The organism is Schaalia cardiffensis F0333, from assembly GCF_005886435.1.
GTDB lineage: Bacteria > Actinomycetota > Actinomycetes > Actinomycetales > Actinomycetaceae > Pauljensenia > Pauljensenia cardiffensis.
In genome coordinates this window covers 2,059,057-2,085,426 of the sequence record NZ_CP040505.1, presented here as the reverse complement: position 1 = coordinate 2,085,426, position 26,370 = coordinate 2,059,057, and the positions used below count along the sequence as shown (strand labels likewise).

17 protein-coding genes are annotated in these 26,370 nt (G+C 63.9%); 6 read left to right on the top strand and 11 right to left on the bottom strand.

What is annotated here, in order from left to right; translation table 11 throughout:
• Positions 1-115 precede the first annotated feature (115 nt).
• From FFA61_RS08550 to FFA61_RS08540, 3 genes are all read left to right on the top strand, one after another.
• Entirely contained in the window at positions 116-991 is an 876-nt protein-coding gene (locus FFA61_RS08550) for a ribonuclease H family protein (protein WP_005962933.1), read from the top strand.
• Positions 988-1,224 carry a YdeI/OmpD-associated family protein gene (locus FFA61_RS08545; protein ID WP_005962936.1) on the top strand — a complete coding sequence of 79 codons (237 nt, stop codon included), beginning with the start codon at positions 988-990 and terminating at the stop codon, positions 1,222-1,224. Before FFA61_RS08550 ends, FFA61_RS08545 begins: the two co-directional genes overlap by 4 nt.
• 264 nt (positions 1,225-1,488) lie before the next feature.
• The gene (locus FFA61_RS08540) at positions 1,489-2,706 is read left to right on the top strand and encodes a Fic family protein (RefSeq protein WP_242600872.1); all 1,218 of its coding nucleotides are present in this window, start codon (positions 1,489-1,491) and stop codon (positions 2,704-2,706) included.
• Positions 2,707-2,768: 62 nt separating this feature from the next.
• Here the strand turns inward: FFA61_RS08540 and FFA61_RS08535 are convergent, their stop codons facing one another.
• On the bottom strand, positions 2,769-5,168 hold the full coding sequence (locus tag FFA61_RS08535; RefSeq protein WP_005962941.1) for a S9 family peptidase: 2,400 nt from the start codon (positions 5,166-5,168) through the stop codon (positions 2,769-2,771).
• Between the two features lie 590 nt (positions 5,169-5,758).
• On the opposite strand from FFA61_RS08535, the gene FFA61_RS08530 reads away from it, so the two are divergent.
• Positions 5,759-6,595, top strand: coding sequence for a patatin-like phospholipase family protein (locus FFA61_RS08530; RefSeq protein ID WP_425326413.1), 837 nt, complete (start codon positions 5,759-5,761; stop codon positions 6,593-6,595).
• A gap of 367 nt (positions 6,596-6,962) precedes the next feature.
• Here FFA61_RS08530 and FFA61_RS08525 read toward each other — a convergent pair whose 3' ends face one another.
• From FFA61_RS08525 to FFA61_RS08490, 8 genes are all read right to left on the bottom strand, one after another.
• On the bottom strand, positions 6,963-8,693 hold the full coding sequence (locus tag FFA61_RS08525; RefSeq protein ID WP_005962949.1) for an ABC-ATPase domain-containing protein: 1,731 nt from the start codon (positions 8,691-8,693) through the stop codon (positions 6,963-6,965).
• 127 nt (positions 8,694-8,820) lie between these two features.
• Complete coding sequence (locus tag FFA61_RS08520; protein WP_131247226.1) at positions 8,821-9,480, bottom strand: hypothetical protein; 660 nt, start codon at positions 9,478-9,480, stop codon at positions 8,821-8,823.
• Between the two features lie 646 nt (positions 9,481-10,126).
• Positions 10,127-13,675, bottom strand: coding sequence for a proline dehydrogenase family protein (locus tag FFA61_RS08515; RefSeq protein WP_005962951.1), 3,549 nt, complete (start codon positions 13,673-13,675; stop codon positions 10,127-10,129).
• Positions 13,676-13,874: 199 nt separating this feature from the next.
• Positions 13,875-15,380, bottom strand: a complete 1,506-nt coding sequence (gene putP, locus FFA61_RS08510; RefSeq protein WP_005962952.1) for a sodium/proline symporter PutP — start codon at positions 15,378-15,380, stop codon at positions 13,875-13,877.
• Between the two features lie 447 nt (positions 15,381-15,827).
• Positions 15,828-17,984: a class 1b ribonucleoside-diphosphate reductase subunit alpha gene (nrdE, locus tag FFA61_RS08505; protein WP_005962956.1), complete on the bottom strand. Its 2,157-nt coding sequence runs from the start codon at positions 17,982-17,984 to the stop codon at positions 15,828-15,830.
• Positions 17,954-18,370, bottom strand: coding sequence for a class Ib ribonucleoside-diphosphate reductase assembly flavoprotein NrdI (gene nrdI, locus FFA61_RS08500; RefSeq protein ID WP_005962958.1), 417 nt, complete (start codon positions 18,368-18,370; stop codon positions 17,954-17,956). Before nrdI ends, nrdE begins: the two co-directional genes overlap by 31 nt.
• Before the next feature lie 372 nt (positions 18,371-18,742).
• Positions 18,743-19,006 (bottom strand): glutaredoxin-like protein NrdH, encoded by a 264-nt coding sequence (gene nrdH / locus FFA61_RS08495; protein WP_040313590.1) that lies wholly within the window; start codon positions 19,004-19,006, stop codon positions 18,743-18,745.
• Between the two features lie 758 nt (positions 19,007-19,764).
• On the bottom strand, positions 19,765-21,597 hold the full coding sequence (locus FFA61_RS08490) for an L-serine ammonia-lyase, iron-sulfur-dependent, subunit alpha (protein ID WP_242600874.1): 1,833 nt from the start codon (positions 21,595-21,597) through the stop codon (positions 19,765-19,767).
• A gap of 131 nt (positions 21,598-21,728) precedes the next feature.
• Here FFA61_RS08490 and mtnN point away from each other — a divergent pair, with 131 nt between their 5' ends.
• Together mtnN and FFA61_RS08480 are read left to right on the top strand one after the other, a co-directional pair.
• On the top strand, positions 21,729-22,481 hold the full coding sequence (gene mtnN / locus FFA61_RS08485) for a 5'-methylthioadenosine/S-adenosylhomocysteine nucleosidase (protein ID WP_005962967.1): 753 nt from the start codon (positions 21,729-21,731) through the stop codon (positions 22,479-22,481).
• An 84-nt stretch (positions 22,482-22,565) separates the two neighbouring features.
• Positions 22,566-23,054 carry a low molecular weight protein-tyrosine-phosphatase gene (locus tag FFA61_RS08480; RefSeq protein ID WP_005962970.1) on the top strand — a complete coding sequence of 163 codons (489 nt, stop codon included), beginning with the start codon at positions 22,566-22,568 and terminating at the stop codon, positions 23,052-23,054.
• Positions 23,055-23,156: 102 nt separating this feature from the next.
• Here FFA61_RS08480 and FFA61_RS08475 read toward each other — a convergent pair whose 3' ends face one another.
• Together FFA61_RS08475 and FFA61_RS08470 are read right to left on the bottom strand one after the other, a co-directional pair.
• Entirely contained in the window at positions 23,157-24,515 is a 1,359-nt protein-coding gene (locus FFA61_RS08475) for an MFS transporter (protein WP_005962973.1), read from the bottom strand.
• A gap of 187 nt (positions 24,516-24,702) precedes the next feature.
• Positions 24,703-26,088: an MFS transporter gene (locus FFA61_RS08470; protein ID WP_005962977.1), complete on the bottom strand. Its 1,386-nt coding sequence runs from the start codon at positions 26,086-26,088 to the stop codon at positions 24,703-24,705.
• Between the last annotated feature and the right edge of the window lie 282 nt (positions 26,089-26,370).

The window sequence follows — 26,370 nt, the reverse complement described above, 5'->3', positions numbered from 1 at the left end:
GGCCTCTGTTCGTCTTGTTTGGCCCTTGCTCGTCTCGTTTCGTTCAGGCGTGTCCTGCTTCGTCCCTGCTTTTCGCGCTCGCGGTGACCTACGCGCCCTCGACTAGCATGACCCCATGACGATCACCGCAGCTGCAGACGGCTCCTCGCTCGGAAACCCCGGACCCGCAGGCTGGGCGTGGGTCGTTGACGAGGACTGCTGGGACGCGGGCGGATGGCCCGAAGGGACGAACAATCTCGGTGAGCTCACCGCAGTCCTCGAAGTGCTCAAAGCAACCGAGGCCGCAGGCCTCGCGGGCGAAGACCTGCATATCCTGTGCGACTCCCAGTACGCGATCAACGTCGTGTCGAAGTGGAGGATCGGCTGGAAGAAGCGCGGATGGGTCAAAGCCGATAAGAAGCCGATTAAGAATCTTGAGCTCATCCAGCAGATTGACCGTGCCATTGAGGGGCGGCGCGTCACTTTCGAATGGGTGAAGGGCCATGCCGGGCATGCGCTCAACGAACTGGCCGATGAGCACGCCCGGGCCTGCGCCGAAGAGTACCGGGCGGGCAAGGTTCCCTCCCGAGGACCCGGTTTCTCAAAGTCTTCGACCTGCGACGAGGACGAGGCCCCTGATCAGGTGAAGGCTCTGGATGCGGGCGGTTCGGAGCCTGCGCTTGAGGGAGCGCAGGCGGTGATCGCCCTCGAAAAGAGGATGATCCTCGCGTGGACGAGGGGTGACGCCGAGGCTTTGAGAGGCCTCGAGGCCGGGGATGCGACGCGGATTTGGCCGGATGGGCGAACTTCACAGGGCATGGGCGGACCTGCCCCGGTGGGCCTGAGCGTCAGCCCAATGAATGTCGTCGAAGCGGGCGGAGCCTGGTGCGTGCGCTACACGATCTGTTTCGAGGGCGGTTCCAGCGCCGAAACATCCCTTTGGACACCCACTGACACTGGCCTGAAAATCCTCCTGCACCAATCGACCCTCGTCGCCGGGAGGTCCCGATGACGCTGATGCGACCCCTCCAGGAGATGCCCGAGGACATCGCCCACCTGCTCGGCGAACGGGGGCTGCGCCAGGATTACGATGCCCGCCCCGCCTACCAGCGCAATGACTACCTCGCGTGGATCGCGCGCGCCAAGCGTCCCGCGACTCGAATGAAGCGCATCGACCAGATGCTGAGCGAACTGGAGGCGGGCGGCGTCTACATGAAGATGCGGCACGCGCCCTCCGAGCGCTGACTGCGCCCTTTGCGTCCGATCTGGCGCTGCGGTCCGCGTCGGACTCGTCAGTGAGGGCATCGCCACCAAGGCGCGTGTGTCAGATGCGAATTGGGCTTTCTGAGGGGGGAGAACAAACTCCTGCTCAGGAGATGCGCATTCATGAACATCTTCATCTGGCGAATGCTCAACAAGTGGTGCTTGTTCGGCACACACAATCAAGCTATGTTCAACAAGTATCCATTGTTGAACATAGAGGCCCCTCTCATGTGCAACAAGTGCCTTATGATGAGTGTTGTGGATCTTGAAATGTTCAACAACAGCGCCATGGGTGAACTCGTTGAGATCAGCGGCTCGGATCCGATCTTGGGCTCATGGACGCATAAGGCCTTCATTCCGATCCCCCTGAGCGGCGAAGAACCGCCCCTGTCCGCTCAGACTTACCGTGAAGTCGCGGCGGCCGGGCGTGAACTCGCCTCCCTCGACGCGACAGCGCGTCAGCTTCCACAGCCATACCTCCTTCGTCTCCCCTCGTTGCGAGTTGAAGCGCAGGCGACTTCAGCCCTGGAAGGCACATACGCTCCTTTGGACGCCGTGCTCACAGCAAATGAAGCCGCACCCACGAGTGTGGAAATGAGGGAGGTCCTCAACTACGTCACCATGGCTGAGACTGGCTATGCCTGGGTCGAAGAAGGGCGTCCGATCACCCTTGGACTGTTGGAGGACCTCCAAGGGGCTTTGATGCGGGGGACTCCTCTGGAAGAAGAGTCCGGTCACTTGAGAGAAGGGCAGGTGGTCATCGGACGACGCGACCTCCCAGATCCGCACGATCCTGCGATCAAGGGCTCCCGTTTCGTTCCGCCCCCTCCTGGAGATCGCCTGCGGGCCGGAGTCGAATCCCTGCTCGCATGGATTGAAAGGGATCATTCCGGCAAGATCGACCCCGTCATTGAAGCCGGAATGGCTCACTACCAGTTCGAGACTCTTCACCCCTTCCGTGATGGAAACGGCAGGCTCGGACGCTACCTGATCGTCCTCACCTTGCTTCGCAACCACTTGCTCTCAGAACCGACGTTGACAGTCTCCCCCTGGTTCGAAGCGAGACGCGGCGAGTACTACGATCGACTCCTCGCAGTCAGCACCGAGGGTGATTGGGATTCCTTCCTATCCTTCTTCGCCAGAGGCCTGGCCCACTCGGCGCGTTCGACCCGAAAGCTCATGCTGGCGCTGGCGGACGTCCAAGGGCGTCTGAAGGAGACCGTCAGCGCCTCGAAGTTGCGTTCGGCGAAGGCACTCGAACTCGTCGATTTTGCGGTAGCACATCCGTCCTTCACTGCGAAGATGGTTCAGCGTGCGGTGGGCTTGTCGTATTCGCGAACGAACAATCTGATCGGGCAGTTCGTCGATCTGCGGATCCTGCAAGTCCGTGAGGGCGAGGGGAACCAGCGCGTCTTCTGGGCTCCTGAAGTCCTCCGCGTCCTCTTGACGGGGCGCAATCGATAAGACCGCGCAGGGTGGGCGAAGATTCACCGATCCCTCAAAGAGGTTCAGGCCCCGATAAGGGCTCAAGCCCCGATCCCCACCTGCCCGAGGGCGAAAGCGAACTCTTCTGCGCGCGCCGCCCAATGCCCCTCACGACCCGAGGGGCCGGCATGCCCGGCGACCATCTGCGTGCGCAGCACGATCGGCCTAGCGTGAGCGAGTTCGGCGTCCTCGTGAGCGCCGCTCGCCTCGCGCAGACGCAGCACCCACTTCGTCGGCTCAACGAACTCAACGCGCGTGTCATTCACCGAGGTCGTCGCCATAACCGCAGGAAGCTCAACCCCAATCGGCACATTCTCATAGGGGGTGTAGCCCCTCATGAGGGCATAGACCTCGGGGCTTTCAATGGGATTGCCCCACTCCTCCCACTCGCCGATCGTGAGCGGCAAAGAAGGATCAAGGATCGTCGTCAGAGCATCGACGAAGGGCACTCCCGCGACGATCACGCGGTAGCGATCCGGCACCGTGTTCGTCACCGCGCCCATGAGAAGACCTCCCGCGCTGCGCCCCTCGCCAATGAGACGCCCCTTGTGGACCCACCCGGAGGACACGAGCCACTCGCCCACATCAATGAAATCCGTGAAGGAATGGGGTTTTGCGAATTCCTTGCCGTCCTCGTACCAGGCGCGACCGAGCTCACCACCGCCTCGAACGTGCGCGATCGCGAAGACAACGCCGCGCTTAAGGAGAGGCAGACGCAGGATCTCGAACTCAGGGTCATAGGAGACCTCGTAGGCGCCATATCCGAGCTCCCAACCGGGGTTCGTCCCATCGGGCGCGATATCGGCCCGGTGCACCAGCGTCACCGGGATCTGCGTCTTCTGGTCGCGGGCCCGAACCCACACGCGCTCCTCGACGTAGGCGGAGGCGTCCCACCCCGGGGCTTCGGTCACTTTCAACACTCGCGCCTCTCCGCTTCGCGGATCCACCTGCATGATGCGCGGCGGCTGGATCTGCGATTGCACGGAGAAACGGAAGAACTCATCGTGAAACCTTGGGCCGTTGATGGACTGGATCGTGCGGACGGGCACATCCGTTTCAACGAAGCGGCCCGGCCCCCAGGCTTTGGAAATCTCCTCAGCATCCAGGAAACGAGGGCGAGGCCCCTGCCCCTGCACGAGAGGCACTTCACGCATCCTGTACTCGAGCTGTGTGAGCGAGGCGGAGCGCATTGTAAGGACGCAGAACCCGCCATAGGCTTCGACGTCGAGGATCCTTTCTCCCGCCTCGGGCTCGCGCAGGCAGATCCAGGTGGAAGAAGGCGCGAGGACGCGGTCGGCGTTGCTCGCAGACCCAGCGCTGCTCCCTGGGGTCAAGGCTGTGTTGTCCTCCTCGGCGCGCCCAGAGGTAGCGAATGAACCCGAAAATGCAGGCTCTGTGCCAGATTTCCGATTCCCCAGAGCCGATCGGGAGAACTCCGGACCCACAGTCTCGAAACGATCCTCAAGATCAACGGGGATCGGCGCCGCAGCCAAAGAGCCCTCCCGCGTCGACGCAGTGTGGACAATAAGGAAGTGATCGCCCGCAGACTCGAGGGACACCATCACCCCGGGCCTCGGCTCGACGATCGGCAGCGGCCTTCCGCACGGAGTGAAAGGCGACCACGCCCACGCCTTCCCGGAGGTCGAGGATACCGATGCAATGATGCCAAGATTCGGGTCTGCGCCAGTGGAGATGCCCATTTCGAAACGCTCATCCGGATCAACAAGGAGTAGACGATCCTGCCCCTGAGTGGTCCCGAGGCTGTGATGCCAGATCTCGCATGCGCGCCAGGCATCATCGACCCCGACGTAGATGAAGGAGGCAGAATCCGCAGCCCAGGCAAAGCCATAGCCAGCATCCACCACGGCCTCGTCCACGGTCTTCCCACTTGCGACTTCGCGAATCAGCCACTGGTATCTCTCATCCCCGGAAAGATCACGAGCCCAGGCGATGAAACGACCATCGGGGCTGGGCACAATATCGGCGACGCGGAAGAACTCATGTCCCGCAGCCTGCTCGTTCTCATCCAAAACGAGCTGCTCTCCGGGCAAAGGGGAGTCCACGGCGGGTTTCGGGGGAAGCGAGTCGGCGCTCAGCGGCGCACTCGGATCTCCGATCGCCTTCACGCGGTGATGGGTCGCGTAGGATGCGCCTTCACGCCACCGGTGAAAGTACCAGAAATCGCCTTCGCGCACGGGCACGGACACGTCATCAAGCGCAGCATGCCCCTTCACCTCGGCGGCGATCCTCTTCGCCAATCCCGCGGTGGGCGCGCAGATCTCATCCGCCCACGCATTCTCCGCGTCGAGGTGTGCCAGGACCTCGGCATTGTCTTCGTTGCGCAGCCAATCCCAACCGTCGTCGAAGTGATCGCCATGAATGCTGCGCACGCGCAAACCGAACTTCTTTGGGGCGCGGGGAGGGAGGGTCGTTTCAGTCATGGCCCGAGACTACCGAAGCCCTCGGGCATCTTCGGACTCGGAGAACGGGGCGGCCCTCGACACCACAGCACAGGTCCGTGAATCGGAAGGGTCTGGCGGAGCCGTATCGGCATGGGGTGTGCCAATCCGAAGGATTTGAGCTGTCAGCACCACGCCTCAGCTCTCTTCTTCCGGTACGGATTGGAGGAGGAGCTTCGCTCATCCGAATGCCCTTCGTGCAGAAGAGCCCCCCAGGCACAGCAGGGCACAGATCAGCCCACGCACGAATCCTCCTTCACGCAGGAGAATCTCTGGCCCACACTCATCAAATAGAGCCTCGTTGAGCGTCCTCCAAGCTGCGGGAATAGGCTCGATGGGTGTCCGAAGCGATGAATGTCCAAGAATCCACGCCGGCGCCCACACAACGAGGCGCGGGGAGTTTTACAGAGCCTACCTTCACTCCTGCGAGACGAGGCGCGCACGAATCGTCGATGCGCCTTGAAGAGCACCCCTGCCAGGAGACTGGAGGAACGCCTCGGAGCAGGAATGCACTCGACCCGGGTCTTGCGCCGAATGTGCTCGACACGGCCCTGGTTTTCGAGGGCGGAGGCATGCGCAATGCCTACACGGCGGCAGTCGTGGCGGAGTTGCTCGCTCAGGGAATCCACTTCGGCCACGTGTCGGGCATCTCGGCTGGCTCCTCGCACCTGTGCAACTACGTGTCCAGGGATGCCGCGCGTTCGCGCCGCACCTTCGTCGACATCGTGGATGACCCGGATTTCGGTGGCTTTTCGCACTTTCGCCAAGGGCGCGGCTATTTTAACGCGGAGTACATCTACGAGCGCATCTGCTACCCCGAGGGCGCGATCCCCTTCGACATTGACACCTTCGCAGCGAGCCCGGTGAAGACCCGCGTCGGAGCATTCAACGCCTCCCGAGGTGAAATGCGCTGGTTCACGAAAGAGGAGATGTCCACGCTCGAGACATTGGGGCCGAGGGTGCGCGCCTCCTCCACCCTTCCGATCCTCATGCCCCCGGTCATGATCGAGGGCGACACCTACGTTGATGGTGCGCTCGGTCCGAATGGTGGCATCGCCTTGGATGTCCCGATGCGTGAGGGCTACCGAAAGTTCCTCGTGATCGCGACTCGTCCGCGTGACTATGTGAAGGGCCCGCTGCGGCCCGCCCTCGGTGCGGCGCTCAAAGCGAAGTTCCGCACGCTGCCCACCGTGTACGAGGGCGTGGCCCGCCGTCCCGCCCGTTATAACGCGGCGCGTAAGAGGATGCTCGAGCTTGAGGCCGAGGGGCGCGCCTACCTGTTCTTTCCTGAGTCCATCACCATTTCGAATACGGAAATGCGCAAGGAGCGTCTCGAAGCGAACTATCTCGCCGGTCAGGCGCAGATCCGCAGGGAGATGCCCGCGATCAGGAGGTTCCTCGGGCTCTGAGGGATCTGGGGAGTTCGGGGTGCTCTGAGGGGGTGTACCAGCGTCGAGTGCTCCGAGGGGCCTGGGGAGTTTGGGTGCCTGCGCTCCCGGGTGCGAGGCCTTGCGTAGTGGGGAAAAGAGGCGTGTGGTGCCTTCGCAGTTGTCGCAGATGGTGGGCCCTTGTGTGCGGGGAAGGACCGGGAATCCCGTATCGGATTGCGCTTCCCGGGGTGTGAGGCCCCGTGCGCCTCGTACTCCCCGTGCGGATTCCCCACCTTCGTTCTCCCCGTGCAGATGCCCCCGCCCCTCGTGCCTCAGTCGCAAGCCGCCATACGTCGCCCACAAGCATGCAATCTTTCGCAGGCGATGTTCTCTCAGCTGATCTCCCCTATTGAATTCGCAGCCCCCGGTAGCGGTTGAGTGCGGCGCCAATGTCGACCATGCGCGGACGTGCGAGGAACGCAGGATAGGCGCGCGCCCCGGCCTTCGTCACCGTGTCCAGCCCCTCGGAATCCAAGCGCCGCTGGAAACGTTTGAGCAGATCAGGCAATGCCACCTGAGAGTTCGCGAGTTCTTCGAGGATCGTGCGCATCGCCCAGGCGATCGCCTCGGTCTGCCCCGGATCAACGATCTGCTCGAGGTCAAAGAGGGAGACACTGCGACGGTCGAGAATGATCTCGTCAAGACCCGAGGACTTCGTCTTGGGGCGCTCCGTGTTCGGGCGCTGACGGATCAGGACACGATGGGCGGGCATCGTGAAGGCGTCCTCGTCATCAAGGCGGCGTGGCATCGCAGCCACGACCTCTCGGGCGCGCTCACTCACGTCGAGACACCGGTAGGAATCGAGCATGAGGACCCTGTCAGCCACATCAAGATAATCACCCGAGCCGCCCATGACCATCACCGTGGACACCCCCGATGTGGCGAGCGCCCCGATCCTGTCGACCAGCGGCGTGATCGGCTCCTTCTCAGCGGCAACGAGAGTGCGCATACGCTCATCGCGAATAAGAAGATTCGTTGCGGAAGTGTCCTCATCAATGAGGAGCAAAGGCGAGCCGAGCTCCACTGCCTCCATGATCGCGGCCGCCTGCGAGGTCGAGCCGGAGGCATTTTCAGTGGAGAAGACGCGGGTGTCGGCGCCGGTCGGCAGATGCGTGATGAAGGCAGAGACATCAACCGCAGTGACCGCACGGCCATCGGCGGCCCGGACCTTCATCGCATCCGGAGTTGTGGCAACGAGTTCACGCCCATCGCCGGGGATGTGCGCGTAGACGCCGCGTTGCAGGGCGGACAGAAGTGTCGACTTGCCGTGATAGCCGCCGCCGACGATGAGCGTGACCCCCGGTTCGATCGCCATGCCGGTGATCTCGCCCGCATGGGGCAAGGTGACGGCGCAGCGCAAGGACTCGGGTGATTCGAAGGGGACTGCATCTTCCATGGGGGACTGCGAGACCCCAGATCGCCTCGCCAGGATTGATCCCTCGGCCACGAAAGCCACCCAGTTCTTCTCCACGAGAATGTCTTGCAAGGCCCGGTAGTCCTCGTACACGGCAATGTGCGTGAGAAGCGCGGAGCGTTTCGTAGTGGTCGCCTCGTCTTCGGAGATGAAATCGAAGGCATCCATCACGATGTTCGGGACATCGACATCGAAAATGCGGGCAGCTTCACGCCCCAAGATTGAGCGGCCGCGCGCGGGCAGCTGCACTTGGAAACGGATCTCGACGCGGTCGGGCATGACGGTCACGCTCGAACGCTGGAGGATCTCCTGTCCGGGGCGGGCTATGCGGACCGCTCCACCGCGGGCGCGCTCGGCGATGGCGGAATCGAAGGCTCGTGCAAGAAAATCGGCGGTCGCCAGCCGGGAGCGCCCATCACTTAAGGCCTCTTCAGGTAGGCCCATTGTCTTTGGAACTGTGATCGCGCGGATCGCCGAGGGCGGGGCGTAAGGATCGGACTGGACACGATCGATCGAGAGTTGGAAATCGCCGTAATCCCAATCCCCGATCACTGACTTGTAGGAGCCGTAGGGTCGCGAGTCCATGCGGCGAAGATCGGCGAGAAGATCGGCGTCTGAACCGGATCGGCGGCGGAACTGATCAGAATCGTGGCGAGGCGTCATGCATTCAGCGTAGCGGTGCCCCCGAGCATGAAAGCTCAGGGGCACCAGGCTTGTGGCTGAATCCTCCCGCTTCGGATGAGAAACGGGAGGATTCAGTGTGATTCTGCGTGGAGCGCGGAGCGCAGGATCAGTAGCCCGAGGCGCCCGCTGCGATGCCGAACATGATCACTCCGATGAAGAAGAGGATGCTGAGGGCAACAACAATGATCCAAATCCACGTTCCAACAAGACCGAGGATTCGGCCGATCTTTGCATTCGAAACGTAATCCTCAGGGATTCCGTTTGCCGCAGCCTCCTTGATGATGGAGTTGCCCCAGATCCATGCGGGAATCGATCCGAGCAGACCGATCATGACAAGACCGAGAATGCCTAGGATCAGGCAGACCATCGAGTTCGAACGCAGGCGCTCGGCAAGAGCCTGCGAAGAAGTGGAGTACTGGCCTTCCATGGGCTGAGCGTAAGAAGGCTGAGCCGTAGCAGGCTGCCCGTAGGCGGGCTGGCCGTAGGGAGCCTGCGGGGCGCCTTGTCCTGCGGGCGTTTGACCGTATGTCGGCTGCGAGTAGGGGGCCTGCCCATAGGGGGTTGAACCCTGCGGGTATTGGGCGGGCTGTGCGGGCTGGGTCCACGCCTGCGAGTCGCTCATCGCAGCCGGTTCACTGTTCGGCATGACCGGAGTGCTGTCAATGGGCATCGGGGTCATCGGCTGTGATGCGGCGGCGAGGGTGGGATCCTGCGGGAAACCATTGGCCTCGTCGTTGTTCGCGGGGACGGGAGTCGGAGTTGACATGATGCGCCTTTCAAATTCGACTGTCATCCCGATCGTAGGGGGTGCGAGGGTGAAAGCGACAGGAGGGATCACCCTGATTCGTCCCGGATCAGGCTTTCAGCGGGTATTACAGGGCACTTGAAGTGATGAAGATCATAATGAGGTGGGGGTGGGGAGGAGATTCTGTGTCCTCTCTTCTCCGATCGCGCTTTCGTCGGCTTCTCATGGCCGTGACCCGTGTTGAAGGCACGCTTCAGGCTAAGGGGCCGTCCCTGGACGCGGGGCGTTCGCTGCTCAGATCAGCGACGTGCAGGCCGCAGCGGAGGACCGCCTCCGGATGCGGCGGGGACGTTCGTGGCCCCTCCTCGGCACGTCGCTCGCCCCCCAAGACCACTGACTGGACATGAGGGCGTTTCAGTGAAGCTCCCTTCGCTGCCTCTCGCGCGATCCCCGCTCCCCAAGACCAAAGCCCTGCCCTTCACAACCGAAGTCCCGTCCTCGTCAATGAACGAGGACGGGACCAGGAGCTGAGCCAGAGGCGTGAGCTTGTCTAGAGTGGGGCCCTAAGCTCGGATCGGCAGAGAGCTTGACCTAAGTGAGGTCGTAGGTTCGGCTGGGCCGAGAAGCGGGAGCTCAGGAGGAACTCGCCGACTCTCGACCCCAGAACTCAGTCGACGAGCACCTGGGCGCTCAAAGGCGTCCGATTGCCGAAGCGGTGGTTGGTGATGGAGATCGCCTGCTCATGCACGAAGGGAAGGATCTCAATACGACCCGCGCCGGTAATGGGGCCGTCCCAGATCGCAATGTCGATCGACCCCTTGAGGGCTGTGCGCAGAGCATCACCATCCTCTGCGATGAGGCGAATCCTCTCGTCGAGGCCGACGCCTTCACGCTGGAGATTCGAAGCGAAAGACGCGGAATCCTCAATCGAATGCTCGACACCGTAGCGGTCGAGGAAGGAATCAAGTTCCGTAGGAATCGGACGCGCCGTCGAAAGATGGAGCGACATTGGCATGTGCCCGCCGCCGGAGAAGAGCCTCTCGAAACCGAGCGGATCCTTCGCCCGGATCTGCCCGAGAGCAAGACCGGCTGAAAGAACGCGCAGGATGTCCTCGAGCTTAGCGGTGGCGCCCGCCCGGATCGTTACCGGGAGGGGCACGTAGCGAAGGATGTTCCTCTCCGCGGGAACCTGTGAAGGATCGTGGAGGACGTCGAACTCAGTGGCTGCGGCGAAAGAATCCGAAGCGATCGCCTGATCGAGCCGGGCGGCGGCCTCCTCATCGAGGAGTCGGTGTCCAAGTGCGGCGAGTTCCGTGAGCTGCGGCTTCCTCACCGTGCCAGAGCCCTGAGCCGAGGCCGGGGCCGCGGCGGGGGCCGGAGTGAAGTCGCCGAAACCGAAGAGGTAGTTCGGGCCGCCCGCCTTCGCGCCCTCGCCGACGACCGAACGCTTCCACCCTCCGAAGGGCTGACGCTGCACGATGGCACCGGTGATCCCACGGTTCACGTAGACATTGCCAGCCTGAATACCGTTGAGCCACAGATTGATCTCATCGGGATCGAGGGAGTGCAGACCGGCGGTCAGACCATAATCGGTGGCGTTTTGCGCCTCAATCGCCTCTTCCAGGGTGTCGACGCGCATAATGCCAAGGATCGGACCGAAGTATTCGACGAGGTGGTACTCGCTGCCAGGTTCAACGCCGGAACGGACCCCCGGGCTCCACAGGCGGTTCGTCTCATCGAGGCGACGGGGAGTGATCTCCCACTTCTGCCCGGGCTCCAGGGTCGTCAGACCCCGCAGGAGCTTCCCAGTGGGTTCAGCTGCGAGAGGCCCCATTTGGGCGCTGAGATCATCGGCCCAAGCGACCTTCAAGGAGCGCACGGCGTCGAGCAGCTGATCGTGCACCCGCTTGGAGAAGCCGACGCTTCCCACGAGGATCACATAGGAAGCGGCCGAGCACTTCTGCCCCGCATGACCGAATGCGGAGTTCACGACGTCCTTTACCGCGAGGTCGAGGTCGGCTGAAGGTGTGATGACGATGGCGTTCTTGCCGGAGGTCTCCGCCATGATCCGCATCTTCGGATCCCACGAGCGGAAGAGTTCGGCGGTTTCGGCGCCTCCGGTGAGGACGACCCTTTCGACCGCCTCATGAGTGAGGAGGGCCTTGCCGAGTTCGTTCTCGCCGACATCGACGAGGGCGAGCACCTCTTTGGGCACTCCGGCCGCCCAGAGGCATTCCGCGACGAGCGCGCCGCAGCGCTTCGCCTGGGGTGCGGGCTTGAGGATGACGGCCGATCCGGCGGCGAGGGCAGCCAGAACTCCGCCCGCGGGGATCGCGAGGGGGAAGTTCCACGGCGGAGTGACGAGCGTGAGGGAAACCGGATGGAAGTGCGCTCCATTGAGCGTGTCGAGGTCGAGTGCGGATTGCGCGTAGTAGTGCGCGAAGTCGCATGCTTCGGAGACTTCAACATCGGCCTGTTCGAGGGACTTGCCGAGTTCGGAGCCTGCGACCTCGATGAGGTCTGCGCGCCGACGGGCGAGTTCAACGCCCGCGCGGTGCAGGATCTCCGAACGTTCGGCGGCGGGCTTGGCGCCCCATGCGGCGCCCGCCTCGGCGCTTGCCTTGACGAGGGAGTCGAGGACAGCGGCATCATCAATGAAAGCTGCCGTGATCGTGTCAACGCCAAGAGTTGAGGAGGGGATCCGCTGCGCGATCTCGCGCGCCCAGGACAGGTTCGCGGGCAGGGCCGGATCGGAGTCGGGGGTGTTCGTGAAGGTCCAGGCGCCCTCGCTTTCCTTGAGTGAGGCGGCAAGATCTTCGGGGGTTTCACTCAGACGGTTCTGGGTGCGGGTCGGGCCGACGCGGGACTCGCCCTCGGCGTTCATCTGCTCGACGGCGGCGAGGAAGCGGGAACGCTCCTTCTCGAAGGCAGCCGGGTTGGTGCCGATCTCGAAGATCGACGCCATGAAGTTCTCATCAGCGGAGTTCTCCTCGAGGCGGCGCACGAGGTAGGCGATTGCGACGTCGTACTCCTCGGGATGGACGACGGGAACGTAGAGGAGGAGGTTGCCGACCTCTTCACGCACAGCGGCCGCCTGCTGGGTTGCCATGCCGGAGAGCATCTCGATCTCGACCTCGGAGGTGACTGCGCGCTCTTTCGCGAGCTCCCACGCGGCGGCAACGGTGAAGAGGTTATGACCGGCGACGCCGATCTGCACATTCGCGGTCCGTTCGGGGTGCATTGCCCAATCGAGGATGCGAATGTAGTTCGCGTCCGTCGCCTGCTTGGATTCCCAGGTCGTCAGGCTCCACCCGCGCACTTGCGAATCGACGCGCTCCATTGCAAGGTTCGCGCCTTTCACGACTCGGACCTTGATGGGGGCTCCGCCTCGGGCCCTACGAGCCGCCGCCCATTCTTGGAGGTCCTGCATTGCGCTGAGAGTGTCGGGCAGGTAGGCCTGCAAAACAATGCCTGCACGTAGACCCAGGCACTCTTCACGGTCGAGGATCTTCTTGAAGACGTCGATCGTGATGTGCAGGTCGCGGTACTCCTCCATATCGAGGTTGATGAACTTGCCCCCGGTTTTCGCCGCGTACTGGTAGAGGGGGAGGAGCTGGGAGACGGCGTGGTCGACGACCTGCTCGTATCCCCAGGGATTGTGGGGGCCGGTGACGGCGGAGACTTTGAGGGAGACGTAGTCGACATCGGGGCGTTCGAGCAGTCGACGGGTGTCGTCGAGGCGTTTGCGCGCCTCCTTCTCACCGAGGACGGCCTCGCCGAGGAGGTTCATGTTGAGGCGGGCACCTTGGGCGCGCAGGCGCTCAATCGCTGGGCCGAGTTTTTCGTCGGTGACGTCAACGACGAGGTCGCCGACGAGACGGGCGAAAACCTTACGGGCGGCGGGCACTGCGAGGCCCGGGAGGAGACGACCGGCTTTCCCGCCGATCAGTGCGGGGGTGCGCAGGTACCAGGGGAGGAACTTCGGGTTCTTGTCGCCCAATTCGCCGAGGTGTCGTGCGGCGACGTCCTGGTCCTCCGGGCGGATGACGCCGTCGACGAAGGACACGGTGTAGTCGAGGCCGTCCTCATCGTCGAGGACGCCTGCGAGGAGTTTCGCTGCCGGGTCGATCGGGTAGTCCGTTGAGGCGCTCGCCCAACGGCGTGCGGTCTCGAGGGCGCGATCGACGATCGTATGGAAATCGGTGTTGGCGGTCATGGGGCGCTGTTCCTTCTATGCGATGAGCGGTGGAGAGATGAGGGGGAGGGGACGATCCGAGAACCGGGGCGTCGGGCGGGGACGGGGAGTGCGGGTCCCTCAGCTGTGGGGCGGTGGAGTTTTCGAGCGGCTCGGCGGGGGCCTTCGAGCCTCGGGCAGCTCAGCAAAGCTGGGGCTTTTCTCCCCACGAGCTGGGAGTTCAAATTCCCCGTGTGGCGGCGATGACCTGATCCATTTCTTCTTGAATTTCAGCATTGGGACGGTAGCTCGCCTGAGAAACGAGGATGGCCGCGAGGAGGCTGAGGAGGAAGCCGGGGAGAATTTCGTACAGATCGAAGATCCCGCCGGGCCCGCCGGAGATATTGCCCCAGATGCCGACGACGAGGGCGCCGGTGATCATTCCGGCGATTGCGCCCTTCGCGGTGAGTTTCCTCCAGTAGAGGGACAGGAGCACGATCGGCCCGAAGGAGGCTCCGAATCCTGCCCATGCGAAGGCGACGAGGCCGAGGATTGTGTCCGATCTGGGCCATGCGAGCGCGGCCGCGATGAGTGAGACGCTTCCGACTGCGAGGCGTCCGGCGAGTACGCCATCGGCTCCGGACAGTTCCCTCTTCGTGAAGGCGCGGTAGATGTCCTCGACAAGGGCGGAGGAAGTGACGAGGAGCTGACTGGAGATGGTCGACATGATCGCCGCGAGGATCGCAGCGAGCATGAAACCGGCGATGAGTGGGTGGAAGAGCATCTGACCGAGGGCGATGAACACACCTTCGGGGTTGGCGAGCTCACCTGTGTCATGCTGGTAAACGGCGACGCCGACGAGGGCGGTGAGGCCCGCGCCGAGGGTGGAGAGAACCATCCAGCCGATGCCGATTCTGCGTCCCTGCTTCGCTTCCGCGACGCTGCGCAGGGCCATGAAGCGGACGATGATGTGGGGTTGGCCGAAGTAGCCCAGTCCCCAGGCGAGGGCGGAGACGATTCCGAGGATCGCTGCCCATGAGAGCGCACCATTGCCGTGGGTGAAGGACAGGATTGTGGGGTCGACGGTGTTGACCTGCTCGATGAGTGCGCCAAAGCCTCCGACGTGGGTGATGCCGACGATCGGCACTGCGACGAGGGCGATGAGCATGATGAGGCCTTGGACGACGTCGGTCCAGGAGACGGCGAGGAAGCCTCCGACGAGCGTGTACAAGACGGTGACGGCTGCGACGATCACCATTCCGAGGTGGTAGTTCATGCCGAAGGAGGATTCGAAGAAGGCTCCGCCTGCGACCATGCCCGAGGAGACATAGAAGGTGAAGAAGATCGTGATGACGATGCCCGCGATGATGCGAACGCTTTTCGAGGTGTCGCGCAGGCGTTCTCCGAGGAAGGAGGGGATCGTGATGGAGTCGCTCGCGATTTGCGAGTAGGCGCGCAGTCTTGGTGCGGTGAACTTCCAGTTGAGCCAGGCGCCGATGGTGAGGCCGATGGCGATCCAGCTTTCGAGGAGGCCAGTCGCGTAGAGTGCGCCGGGAAGGCCCATGAGGAGCCATCCCGACATGTCGGCGGCGCCGGCGGAGAGGGCGGCGACGGCGGGTCCGAGTCCGCGTCCGCCGAGCATGTAGTCGTCGAGGTTCTTGGTTCGGTTGTAGGCGAGGAGGCCGATCATCACCATTGCAACGAGGTAGATGATCATTGCGATCGCTTGGAATGTCGCTGTGCTCATAGGTCGTCCTTCCTCGGAGCATCCATAGGGGTGTGAGTCCAGTTCGCGCCTTTGTGAACTGAATGCCTGTGCTGGTGCCGGTGGGCTGGGCTTGATTCGCGGCAGTCTTTAGGAACGGCGACAGCCTAACACTTGGGACCTAAGTCACGCACTAGTTTTCCGCAAAGTGAGGGAATCTCAGGAGAAGAGACGAACAGAAGAGCTTCTCAGGCTGCTGACAGGTGAGTTCGTCACGCGAACTCGGCTCAAATCGCGCACTCCACCGCATGTGGGCCGAAGGTCTTAAAGCGCGCCCGCTTCAGAGTTCAGTGGATCGAGGCACTCTGCAACAGCGCGGCTCCGTCCTCGTCAATGAATGAGGACGGAGCCAGGGGAGGCATCCCGTGCTGGCCTCTTGCGGTGCTCGCCAATGGTGAGAGCTGCACAGCGCCAGAGGAGCGGAGGGGGTCAGAGCATGCAGGACACGCAGCCCTGAACCTCGGTGCCCTCGAGGGCCATCTGGCGCAGGCGCATGTAGTAGAGCGTCTTAATGCCCTTGCGCCACGCATAGATATAGGACTTGTTGATGTCGCGCGTCGTCACCGTGTCCGGGTAGAACAAGGTGAGGGACAGGCCCTGGTCGACGTGCTGTGTCGCAACCGCGTAGGTGTCGATGATCTTCTCGGGGCCGACCTCGTAGGCGTCGACGTAGTAGTCGAGGTTCTCATTCGTCATGAAGGGCGCCGGATAGTAGACGCGACCGATCTTGCCCTCTTTGCGGATCTCGATCTTGGAGACGATCGGGTGGATCGAGGAGGTCGAGTTGTTGATGTACGAGATCGAACCGGTCGGCGGGATCGCCTGGAGGTTCTGGTTGTACATGCCGTAGCGCTTGACATCGGCGGCCAGGGCGCGCCAGTCCTCGGGGGTGGGCACGTGGATCGTCGATTTGGCGAGGAGAGCCTTGCAGGTCTCGGTCTTCGGCGTCCAATCACCATTGATGTACTTTTCGAAGTATTCGCCGGAGGCGTACTTCGAGTCGGCGAAGCCTTCGAAGGTTTCTCCGCGCTCCTTCGCGATGAGGCAGGAGGCTTTGATCGCCTCATAGGCGACGCTGAGGAAGTACATGTTCGTGAAGTCGAGGGCTTCTTCTGAGCCGTACATGACGTGCTCTCGGGCGAGGTAGCCGTGGAGGTTCATCGCTCCCAAGCCGATCGCGTGGCTCATCGCATTGCCTCGGGCGATCGAAGGGGCCGACTGGATGTTTGAAAGATCAGAGACGGCGGTGAGCCCCCGGATTGCAGTCTCAATGGTCTTCGAGAAGTCCGGGGAGTCCATGGCTTTCGCAATGTTGAGAGAGCCGAGGTTGCAGGAGATGTCCTTGCCGACGTGACTGAAAGACAGGTCGTCGTTGTAGGTCGAGGCCTCGGAGACCTGGAGGATCTCCGAGCACAGGTTCGACATTGTGATCCGGCCCTTGATCGGGTTCGCCTTGTTCACCGTGTCTTCGAAGACGATGTACGGATAGCCGGATTCGAATTGGATTTCCGCAAGAGTCTGGAAGAAACGGCGGGCGTTGATCTTCTTCTTGTGAATGCGACCATCGTCAACCATTTCACGGTACTTCTCGGTCACGGAGATCTCCGAGAAGGGCACCCCGTAGACCCTCTCCACGTCATAGGGGCTGAAGAGGTACATGTCCTCGTTGTCTTTGGCGAGTTGGAAGGTGATGTCGGGGATGACGACGCCGAGGGAGAGGGTCTTGATGCGGATTTTCTCGTCGGCGTTCTCCCTCTTCGTATCGAGGAAGCTGAGGATGTCAGGGTGGTGCGCATGCAGGTACACGGCACCCGCTCCCTGGCGCGCGCCGAGCTGATTCGCATAGGAGAAGGAATCTTCGAGGAGCTTCATTACGGGCACGACGCCGCTGGATTGGTTCTGGATCTTCTTGATCGGTGCCCCGGCCTCGCGCAGATTCGTCAAGGACAGTGCCACGCCGCCGCCGCGCTTGGACAGTTGCAGGGCGGAGTTGATGCCGCGCGCGATCGACTCCATATTGTCCTCGACGCGCAAAAGGAAACAGGAGACGAGCTCGCCTCGGGCTTTCTTCCCGGCGTTGAGGAAGGTCGGGGTGGCGGGCTGGAAGCGCCCCGTCATCATCTCGTCAACAAGGTTCTGGGCGAGGTCGAGGTCTCCTCGTGCGAGGTAGAGGGCGACCATGGAGACGCGGTCCTCGAAGCGCTCCAGGTAGCGCTTCCCGTCGAAGGTCTTGAGCGTGTAGGAGGTGTAGTATTTGAAGGCTCCGAGGAAGGTCGGGAAGCGGAACTTGTGGGCGTAGGCGCGTTTGAACAGTGCCTTGATATCCGCGAAGTCGTATTGGGCGAGGACTTCGGCCTCGTAGTAGCCCTCCCTCACGAGGTAATCGAGTTTTTCCTCGAGGTCGTGGAAGAACACCGTGTTCTGATTGACGTGCTGGAGGAAGTACTGGCGTGCGGCCTTGCGGTCGGCCTCGAACTGGATGTGCCCGTTCTCGTCGTAGAGGTTCAGCTGAGCGTTGAGGGCGTGGTAGTCGAGCTCAGGGTCGAGGATTTCCTCTACTCCTGTGTCGGTGAGATTCTCTGCCAAAATTCTTTCAGTCCTTTACGAACTCGGGAGACATCCTCGGCGGTTCCGAGGAGTTCGAACTTGTACATGTGGGGGACACCCAGTTTTGCTGCGACAATATCGCCCGCAAGACAGTATGCGGTGCCGAAATTCGTGTTGCCCGATGAGATGACGCCCACGCAGTGGGAGCGGTTTTCTGGGTTGTTGAGGAAGGTGATCACCTGTTTGGGAACTGCGCCACCGAGATTGCCTCCCCCGTAGGTGGGGACAATGAGGACATATGGTTGGGTGACCTGCAGTGGTCCCTCGTTTTTGCGTAGGGGGATGCGATCCGCGTCGAAGCCGAGTTTTTCAACGAAGCGGTGGGTGTTGTTCGTCGCGGAGGAGAAGTAGACGAGCTTCACCACGGGGACTCCTTGGGGATCTGAGGGGCCTGAGCTTTTGGCGTGGAAGCGAAAAGAAGAGGCGAGCAGGGGCAAAATACTCTCAACGGTGGCGCAGTCCGGGCCGAGCCTGAAGCGCGGGGTGCCTGGGCTGCGGGGTCCGGGTGGTCGTAATCTGAGGCGCTTCGAGTTTCCCGCAAGCCTGAGGGTTTCGGATAATGCGACTCGGGTGCACCAACGCGACTCGGGTGTGCCACTCGTTTCGCGCATCGGCGTGCGGAGGGGAGTGGCTCGGTGCATCACAGCCCGGGTGGGCTCTTCAGATTCGAGGGGGGAGTGAAGAGCCGGATGCTTCTCGTCCCGGTCCGCTGAGCAGACCGAGACGAGAAACAGTGATCAGGCTTGGCCGACTGCGAGAGATGCGGAGTCGAGGTGGGCCGCGACGGCGGCCTTGATACGGTCGGGGCGGAAGCCCGACCAGTGCGAGTCGCCGGCGACGACGACCGGAGCCTGCTGGTAGCCGAGGCCCTTGATGTACTCGAGGGCGTCAATGTCCTCGGTCACGTCAATGCTGCGATAGTCGATGCCCTGTTTGTTGAGGATACGGTAGGTCGCGTCGCACTGCGGGCAACGGGGCTTCGAGTAGACGGTGATCGTCATCGGTATCTCCTCTAGGGCTATGAGACGGGGCTGGCAAGCCACGAATCGGTGGTGTTCGTCGTTTTGCGGAAGGTCGCTGTGAAGTTGTCTCAACACTACACCTTGTGGCACTTCGTCTCCACGAACACAAGATGTTGTGTTCCTTGCTTCTGCGTATTCTCTTGTGGATGCTGCGCCCCAGATCTGTAGGAAGGGTGTTGATGGGGGTGTGGATTCTTCCCCTCATCCTCTCCGCAAGCACGGGCATCTGCGTTCTGATGCTCCACGGAAGGGGCTCAATTCTGCGGAAAATAACATGCGTGTGATTCTTCGTCAGAGTATCCACAGGTGTGGAGGATTGCTACGCACAACAGTGGAAAAGCCTGTGGATAACTGTGGATGTGGATCTGTGGAGACAACAGAAAAATCCTCGACGAACTCGGCGTGTCTCACCTCGAGCATGTGATCCGGGTTCTGAGCCGCACAGCTCGTCCCGCTTGTGATCGCAGGCGCTCCACACATCACCCGGAGGGACGTGAAGGGCGAAGACGTCCAAGACGCTCTCACAGCATCATGGCCCCATCTTTTCGGCACTCTGACGAGGAAAACTCCACGATGCTCATACACATTCGTGCCGCTCAGTCCACAGGCCCGGGTGTCGACACAGTCATGCTGAACCCCATCGAGACCCAAGGTTCGCGTGGAACGGTCCGTCTCGACGCGCGTTGAAGGGCCCGTGTCTTGTTCAGACCCTCATCCGTGTGGAACAGGTGCTCTGTTCAGCACTCGACGACGTTGACGGCCAGCCCGCCTTCGGAAGTTTCCTTGTACTTCGAGAGCATGTCGTTACCGGTCTGGCGCATCGTCTCAATGACAACGTCGAGGGACACCATATGCCGCCCATCGCTCCACAGGGCCATGCGGGCGGCATGAATAGCCTTGACCGCGGCAATCGCATTGCGTTCAATGCAGGGGATCTGCACGAGTCCCGCAACCGGGTCACAGGTCAGCCCTAAAGAGTGTTCCATGGCGATTTCCGCCGCGTTCTCCACCTGCTCGGGCGTTCCCCCCAGGGCCTGCGCCAAGCCCGCTGCCGCCATCGCCGAGGCCGAGCCCACCTCTCCTTGACATCCGACTTCTGCGCCCGCGATCGAGGCATTCGTTTTAATGAGCGCACCGATCGCGGTTGCCGCCAGGAGGAACTCGTGGACCGCGTGGCGCCTGCGGAGCGCGGCCTGCGAGAGAAGAGAGGCGGAGTCCTCCTGCTCCTCGCGAATCGGATGCACGCCGATCCTCATGTGCTTCAGGGGAGCGCTCGCCCGTCCGAGTCCACTCGGAGCCGAGGGCGTGCCCCTGTCCGCCCCGGCCTCCGGACAGTAGAGGACGAGGTAGCCAAGGACTGCTGGGATCACTCCTGCCGCCCCATTCGTCGGCGCTGTGACAACGCGGTGGCCCGCGGCATTCTCCTCATTCACTGCGAGCGCGAAAAGGGTCACCCAGTCCATTGCTCGCATCGGATCTTCGGGGGCGCACACCCAAGGGGAGCCCGAGGCGGGTACGCCCGCGCTGGAAGATGTGCCTTCGAAGAGCCTTGTGGCGAGGCCCTGAGCTCGGCGCGGCACATCCAATCCGCCGGGCAGGATTCCGCTCGTAGAAGTCCCGGCGTCCACGCACTCGAACATTGTGTTGGCGATGAGATCGAGATAGTCGTCGAGTTCCTTGCGTGGGCGCACCGCCTCTTCGTTTCGGCGCACGAGTTCGGCGACCGAATAGCCCGAGGCTTCGCAGGCTGAGAGAAGCTCTGCTCCAGTGGTGAAGGGGTGGGGTGCGGGCACATCCATATTGAGAGCCGCTTGCCCTGCGGCCAAGGACTCGACCCCGAGCGGGTCCTCGGTAGTGTGGACCATGACGAAACCGCCGCCCACCGAGTAGTAGGTGCGCTTGAGAATGATCTGCTCTTCGCGCTCCGCGCTCGGGTGGAGGCCGTGAAGCTCCGAGTTCGAGGGGACAGCGTCTTCACCTTCTCCACCTGAAGAGTGCTCCTCGCCTCGCGTGCAGGTTCCCTTCCTCCTCCAGGCCGTGAGGGTGAGGGCATTGACGTGGTAGGGCAGGCGGGTGCGAGGAATGAATCGGATGTCGCTCGCAATATCGAAGGGGATGGTGCCACCTCCTGACAGGGGCAGGCGTGCGGTGGCGGCGATAGTGGGAAGGAGGGACTCGACCTCGTTGATGCTCACGCTTTCGGGCGCGTATCCGGCCAGGCCGAGCAGGACCGCGCGGTCGGTGCTGTGCCCGCGCCCCGTCGCCCCGAGCGAGCCGAACAAGTCGATGGCGATGCGAGCGGGGGCGCGATCGGGATCGGCGGCGGTGTCGAGGTCGGCGAGTTCCACGGCGAAGGCGCGCCCGGCCCGCATCGGGCCGACCGTGTGCGAGGACGACGGGCCGATGCCGATGCGGAACATGTCGAACAGGGAGAGCGGGTGGGCGGCGTCCTCGGCCGCGACCTCGCCGGACACGAGAGCCGCGGGCGTGGCGCGCCCGGCGTCGAAGCGCTCGAAGGAGGCGTCCGCCTCGAGTGCCGGGCTGTCGGCGGGGGTCATCCGTTCATCCATGCCGACCATTGTCCGTCCTCATGAGGGTCTGCGTGTCTCTATCGCGAGGCAGTGCCCCCTCCGAAACCCGTCCTCTTTCTCCGTGAAACCCGTCCGAGGGCGAATGCGGCGCGGCCCGTAGACTTGGAGACATGACCGAACCCCTTCGCCTGCCCGAACGCGTGCCCGTCGACGCCGTCATCCAATGCGCCATGGACATGGAGGCCGCACCCGTCCTCGCCGCCCTCGACCCCGCCGACGCCGACGCTCCCCAACGCATCGAGGTCGGTCACGAGGGCGGGGCCGTCCGCTCCTTCACGCTCGGGACGCTCGCCGGGCGCCGCGTGCTCGTCGCAGTGTCCGGCATCGGCCTGGCGAACTCCGCCGCCGCGACCGCCCGCGCCCTCGCCCTCGTCGACGCGCCCATCGTCATCGCCGCCGGAACCACCGGGGGGCTCGCCCGAGACATCGAAGTCGGGCAGGTCGCCGCCGGAACCTCCACGATCTACGGCGCCGCCGACGCCACCGCCTTCGGATACGCGATGGGCCAGATCCCGCAGATGCCGGTCGACTACAGGTCGTCGGACGAAACCGCCGCGCGGGTGCGCGCCCTCGCCGACTCCTTCGACGCGCCGGTGCGGATCGGGCGCGTCGTATCCGTCGACTCCTTCGTCACCGCGCCCATCGCCGACCCGGTCCGCGCGAAGTTCCCCGACGCCATCGGCGCCGACATGGAGACCTGCGCGATGGCGCAAATCGCCTGGTCGTGCGGTGTCGACTGGGTGAGTCTGCGGGCCGTGTCCGACCTGTGCGGGCCGAGCGCCGACCAGGACTTCCACATGGATTCCGAGGCCGCCGCAGAGATCAGCGCCCGCGCGGTCGCCGCCTACCTCGCCCTCGCCTGACCCTCGAACCACGCACAAGTTGATGCTCGAACCACGCACATCTTGTCCGCCCCGCCCGTCCTTCAACGCCAAGGAGCCCCGAACATGACCCGAGTCCTCATGGTCTGCACCGGCAACATCTGCCGATCCACCATGGCCCACCAGGTGCTTGCCGAAGCCGTCGAGGCGGCGGGCCTGGACGCGCAGATCCACGTCGATTCGGCCGGGGGGTCCGACGAGGAACGGGGCAATCCCATCGACCGGCGGGCCGCTCGGGTCCTGCGCGAGAACGGGCACGACGTCCCGGACCATTGCGCGCGCCAAGTCGGCCTGCACGAGCTCGGCGAGTGGGACCTCATTCTCGCGATGACCGGGCACCACCTGGCGGCGCTCAATCGCCTCCGCGACCGGGCCGGACTGCGCGGACAGGATCGCTCGGACCTCCGGCTCTTCCGCGACTTCGACCCGCAGGCCCGGCCCGGCGACATGGACCTGCCCGACCCCTGGTACGGCGACTACTCCGACTTCGTCGAGACCCTCGAGGTCATCGAGCGCACGACCCCCGCAGTGCTCGAGCATCTTCGCGGGCTCTGAGGAGCGCAAGGGCTCTGAAAGGCGTCGCCCGAGGCCGAGCTCGACGGACGCGCGCGAGCGGATGTGCGTGGTTCGAGCCTCAACTTGTGCGTGGTTCGAGGGTCAGACGAGGGCGGAGGCCTTCGTCTCGCGCAGCAGCAGGCCCGAGGCCATCGCGAGGGCGAAGGCGCCGGCGAAGACCGTGAACACGCCGGCCGTCGACATGTGCTGGAGCAGCACCGGCACGGACAGCGGCGCGGCGATCGACGCCAGGCGCCCGAAGCCGGCCGCCCACCCCGAGCCCGTCGCGCGAATCCCGGTCGGGTAGACCTCCGGGGTGACCGCGTAAACCGCGCCCCACGCGCCGAGCGCGAAGAACGACAGGACGCAGCCGGCCGCGATGATGCCCGCCGGGCTCGACACCATGGAGAACCAGAACGCGCCGACGCCCGCTCCGGCGAGGAACGCCACGAGGGTTGCGCGTCGGCCCCACTTCTCGATGAGCCACGCGGCCACCAAATACCCCGGGATCTGCGCGAGCGTGATGATGAGCGTGTACCCGAAGGACTTGGGCAGGTCGATGCCGGACTTCACGAGCAGGCCGGGCAGCCAGATGAACGCGCCGTAGTAGGCGAAGTTGAGGAAGAACCACACGCCCCACAGGCCGATCGTCCGGGCGAGGAACACCGGGTGGAAGAGGGCCGCCACGCCCCGGTTCGCGGCCGCGATCTCGCGTTCGGCCTGGGCGCGGGCCGAGGGCGCAGCAGAGCCGGAATCGGCGTCCGAAGCGGCGGGGGTCGACCCCCACAGGGGCGTGCCCGCCTCGAACTGGGCGACGGCGGCTTCGGCCTCGTCCTCGCGACCCTTGCGTTGGAGGAAGCGGACGGATTCGGGGATGGAGCGGCGCACGTAGATCGCGTAGAGCGCGGGGATCGCGCCCAGGCCGAGCGCCCAGCGCCAGCCGCCCGCGGCCGGGACGATGAAGTAGCCGATGAGGGCGGCGAGCAGCCAGCCGAGCGCCCAGAACGCCTCGAGCAGGACGATGATGCGCCCGCGGATCGCGGCGGGCGCGAACTCGGAGACGAGGGTCGAGGCGACGGGGAGCTCGGACCCCAGGCCCAGCCCGACGATGAAGCGGAACACGAGGAGGACGCCGAGCGACGCGCAGAACGCTGACGCGCCCGTGGCCAGGCCGAAGACCAGCAGGGACAGGGCGAAGACTTGCTTACGCCCGAGCTTGTCGGCGATGAGGCCGCCGAGGGTCGCGCCGACGGCCATGCCCGCCATGCCGATAGACGCGATGAGGCCGGACTGGCCGGGGGTGAGGCTCCATTCCTTCGCGAGCGCCGCGATGACGAAGGAGATGAGTCCGACGTCCATGGCGTCCAGGGCCCAGCCGATGCCGGAGCCGATAACGAGTTTGCGGTGGGCGGTGTTGAAGGGGAGATGGTCGAGGCGTTGGTTGCGCGTCGCAGTAGCCATATGACCAACCCTAGACCATCTCCGATGGGCGGATGTGCACGCGTCCGCGGGGGACGAGGTCGATCGCCTCCAGCCTCGGGCGCCTTTCCGCTTCAGGCCGGGCCTGGGAGATCGTCGGCGGTAAATCGTGCAGGTCGAGGGCGCATCCGTGCGGACCCGGCGCGTTCCGTCATACGGTCGGATGGGCTTAGCGTGCGCCGTCGCTATCGGCCGAGCCCCGCCCGCCTTCGTCGCCCGCCGAAGCACCTCCGCCGCTCAGGGACAGGACGTAACGGCCGGGCGCCGCCGCGAACGCTGCGACGGTGAAGACGAACGCGGCGAGGCCGGTGGCGATGAAGATCCACTCGATCGGCACGCGGTCGGCGAGCGGGCCGAGCACCGTCATTCCGGCGGGCATGGCGAGCACGGCGACGATGCTCATCAGCGAGGACACGCGGCCCATGAACTCCGGTTCGACGGTGGTCGCCACGAGCGTCATGACCGGCGCGGAGAAGAAAGGGATGGCGATGGCGACGACGACCATGATGGCGAACATCGTGTACAGACCGATCGTCCTGCCGAGCAGCGGGGTCAGGCCGAACGCTGCGCCGAGGAGCCCGAAACTCAGACACGAGACCATGAGCATCCGCCCTTGATGCCACTTCGCCGCGAGGATCGCCACGAGGATGCCGCCGATCCCCATGCCTGCGGAGAAGGCGACTTCGATTCCCGTCAGCGCCCAGACTTCGGGGGTGAAGGAGCGGGTGATGAATAGGGGGTCGAGGAAGGTCGGTGCGACGACGAGCAGGTAGATGACGGTGAACAGGACGAGCAGCCAGGCGACGACGCGGTGCGAGCGGACGTAGCGGATGCCGGCCGCGAAGTCCTGGACGAAGGACGCGCCCTCGGCCGCGCCGGAACGAATGGTCGCCACCGGGATGGTGAGGACGATCGCGACGCCGACGAAGGCGGTCACAACGTCGATCCAGAAGGTCGGCACGAGGCCGCCCCACGCGTACACGGCGCCCGCGACGATCGGGGAGAGCAGCATCATCGCCGAGGTCACGGTCTGGTTGATGCCGTTGACGCGCATGAGGTGCGCCGCGGGCGTGAGCTGAGGGAGGAGCGCCGAGACCGCGGGCTGTTGGAACCCCTGGCCGACGGAGCGGACGGCGACGGCGACGAGGATAAGGGCGAGCGATGCGCGCCCCAGGGACATCGACACGGCCAAACCGAGGGTGACGAGGGCGATGAGGGTATCGGACACGGCGATGACGGTGCGCCGGTTCGTACGGTCGGCGAGGGTTCCGCCCGCCAGGGACACGATGGCCTGGGGGACGAACGCGACGAGGGCGTACAGGCCCATGACCCACCCCTGCTTGAGGGTGAGGGTGAGGTGCCACATGATCGCGTACTGAACGATGTTGGACCCGAACAGGGAGATCGTCTGGGCGGTGAGGAAGAGGGCGACGCGGCGCTTCCACCCGGGGTCGGGCTCGACAGGCTCGGTGGTGGCGGTTGGCGCCGACATGACGCTGGGCGCGACCGTGCTCGGTTCGTCGGGCCCGAGGGCGGGGCGGGGATCGTCGCTCACGGCGCAACACTAGCAACGGGTGCGGACGGCGGCTCGGCGAGGGAGGGCCCGCCTGGTCATTGTGGCGAGGGCGGCCCCGCTCTCGTCCTCGATCCATGCCTCCGCCGCGCCCTCATGGCGAGTGGGCCCGTCCCTGGTCCTCCGCTCACCGCGCATGGATGGAGGGGTTGACGAAAAGTGGAGGGGATATAACCCCTCCACAACTCGTCAACCCCTCCTTTCACGGGGGCGCGGCGCAGGACGAGGTGGCCAACGGCGTTCCTCGTCCCCCACAGGTGCGAT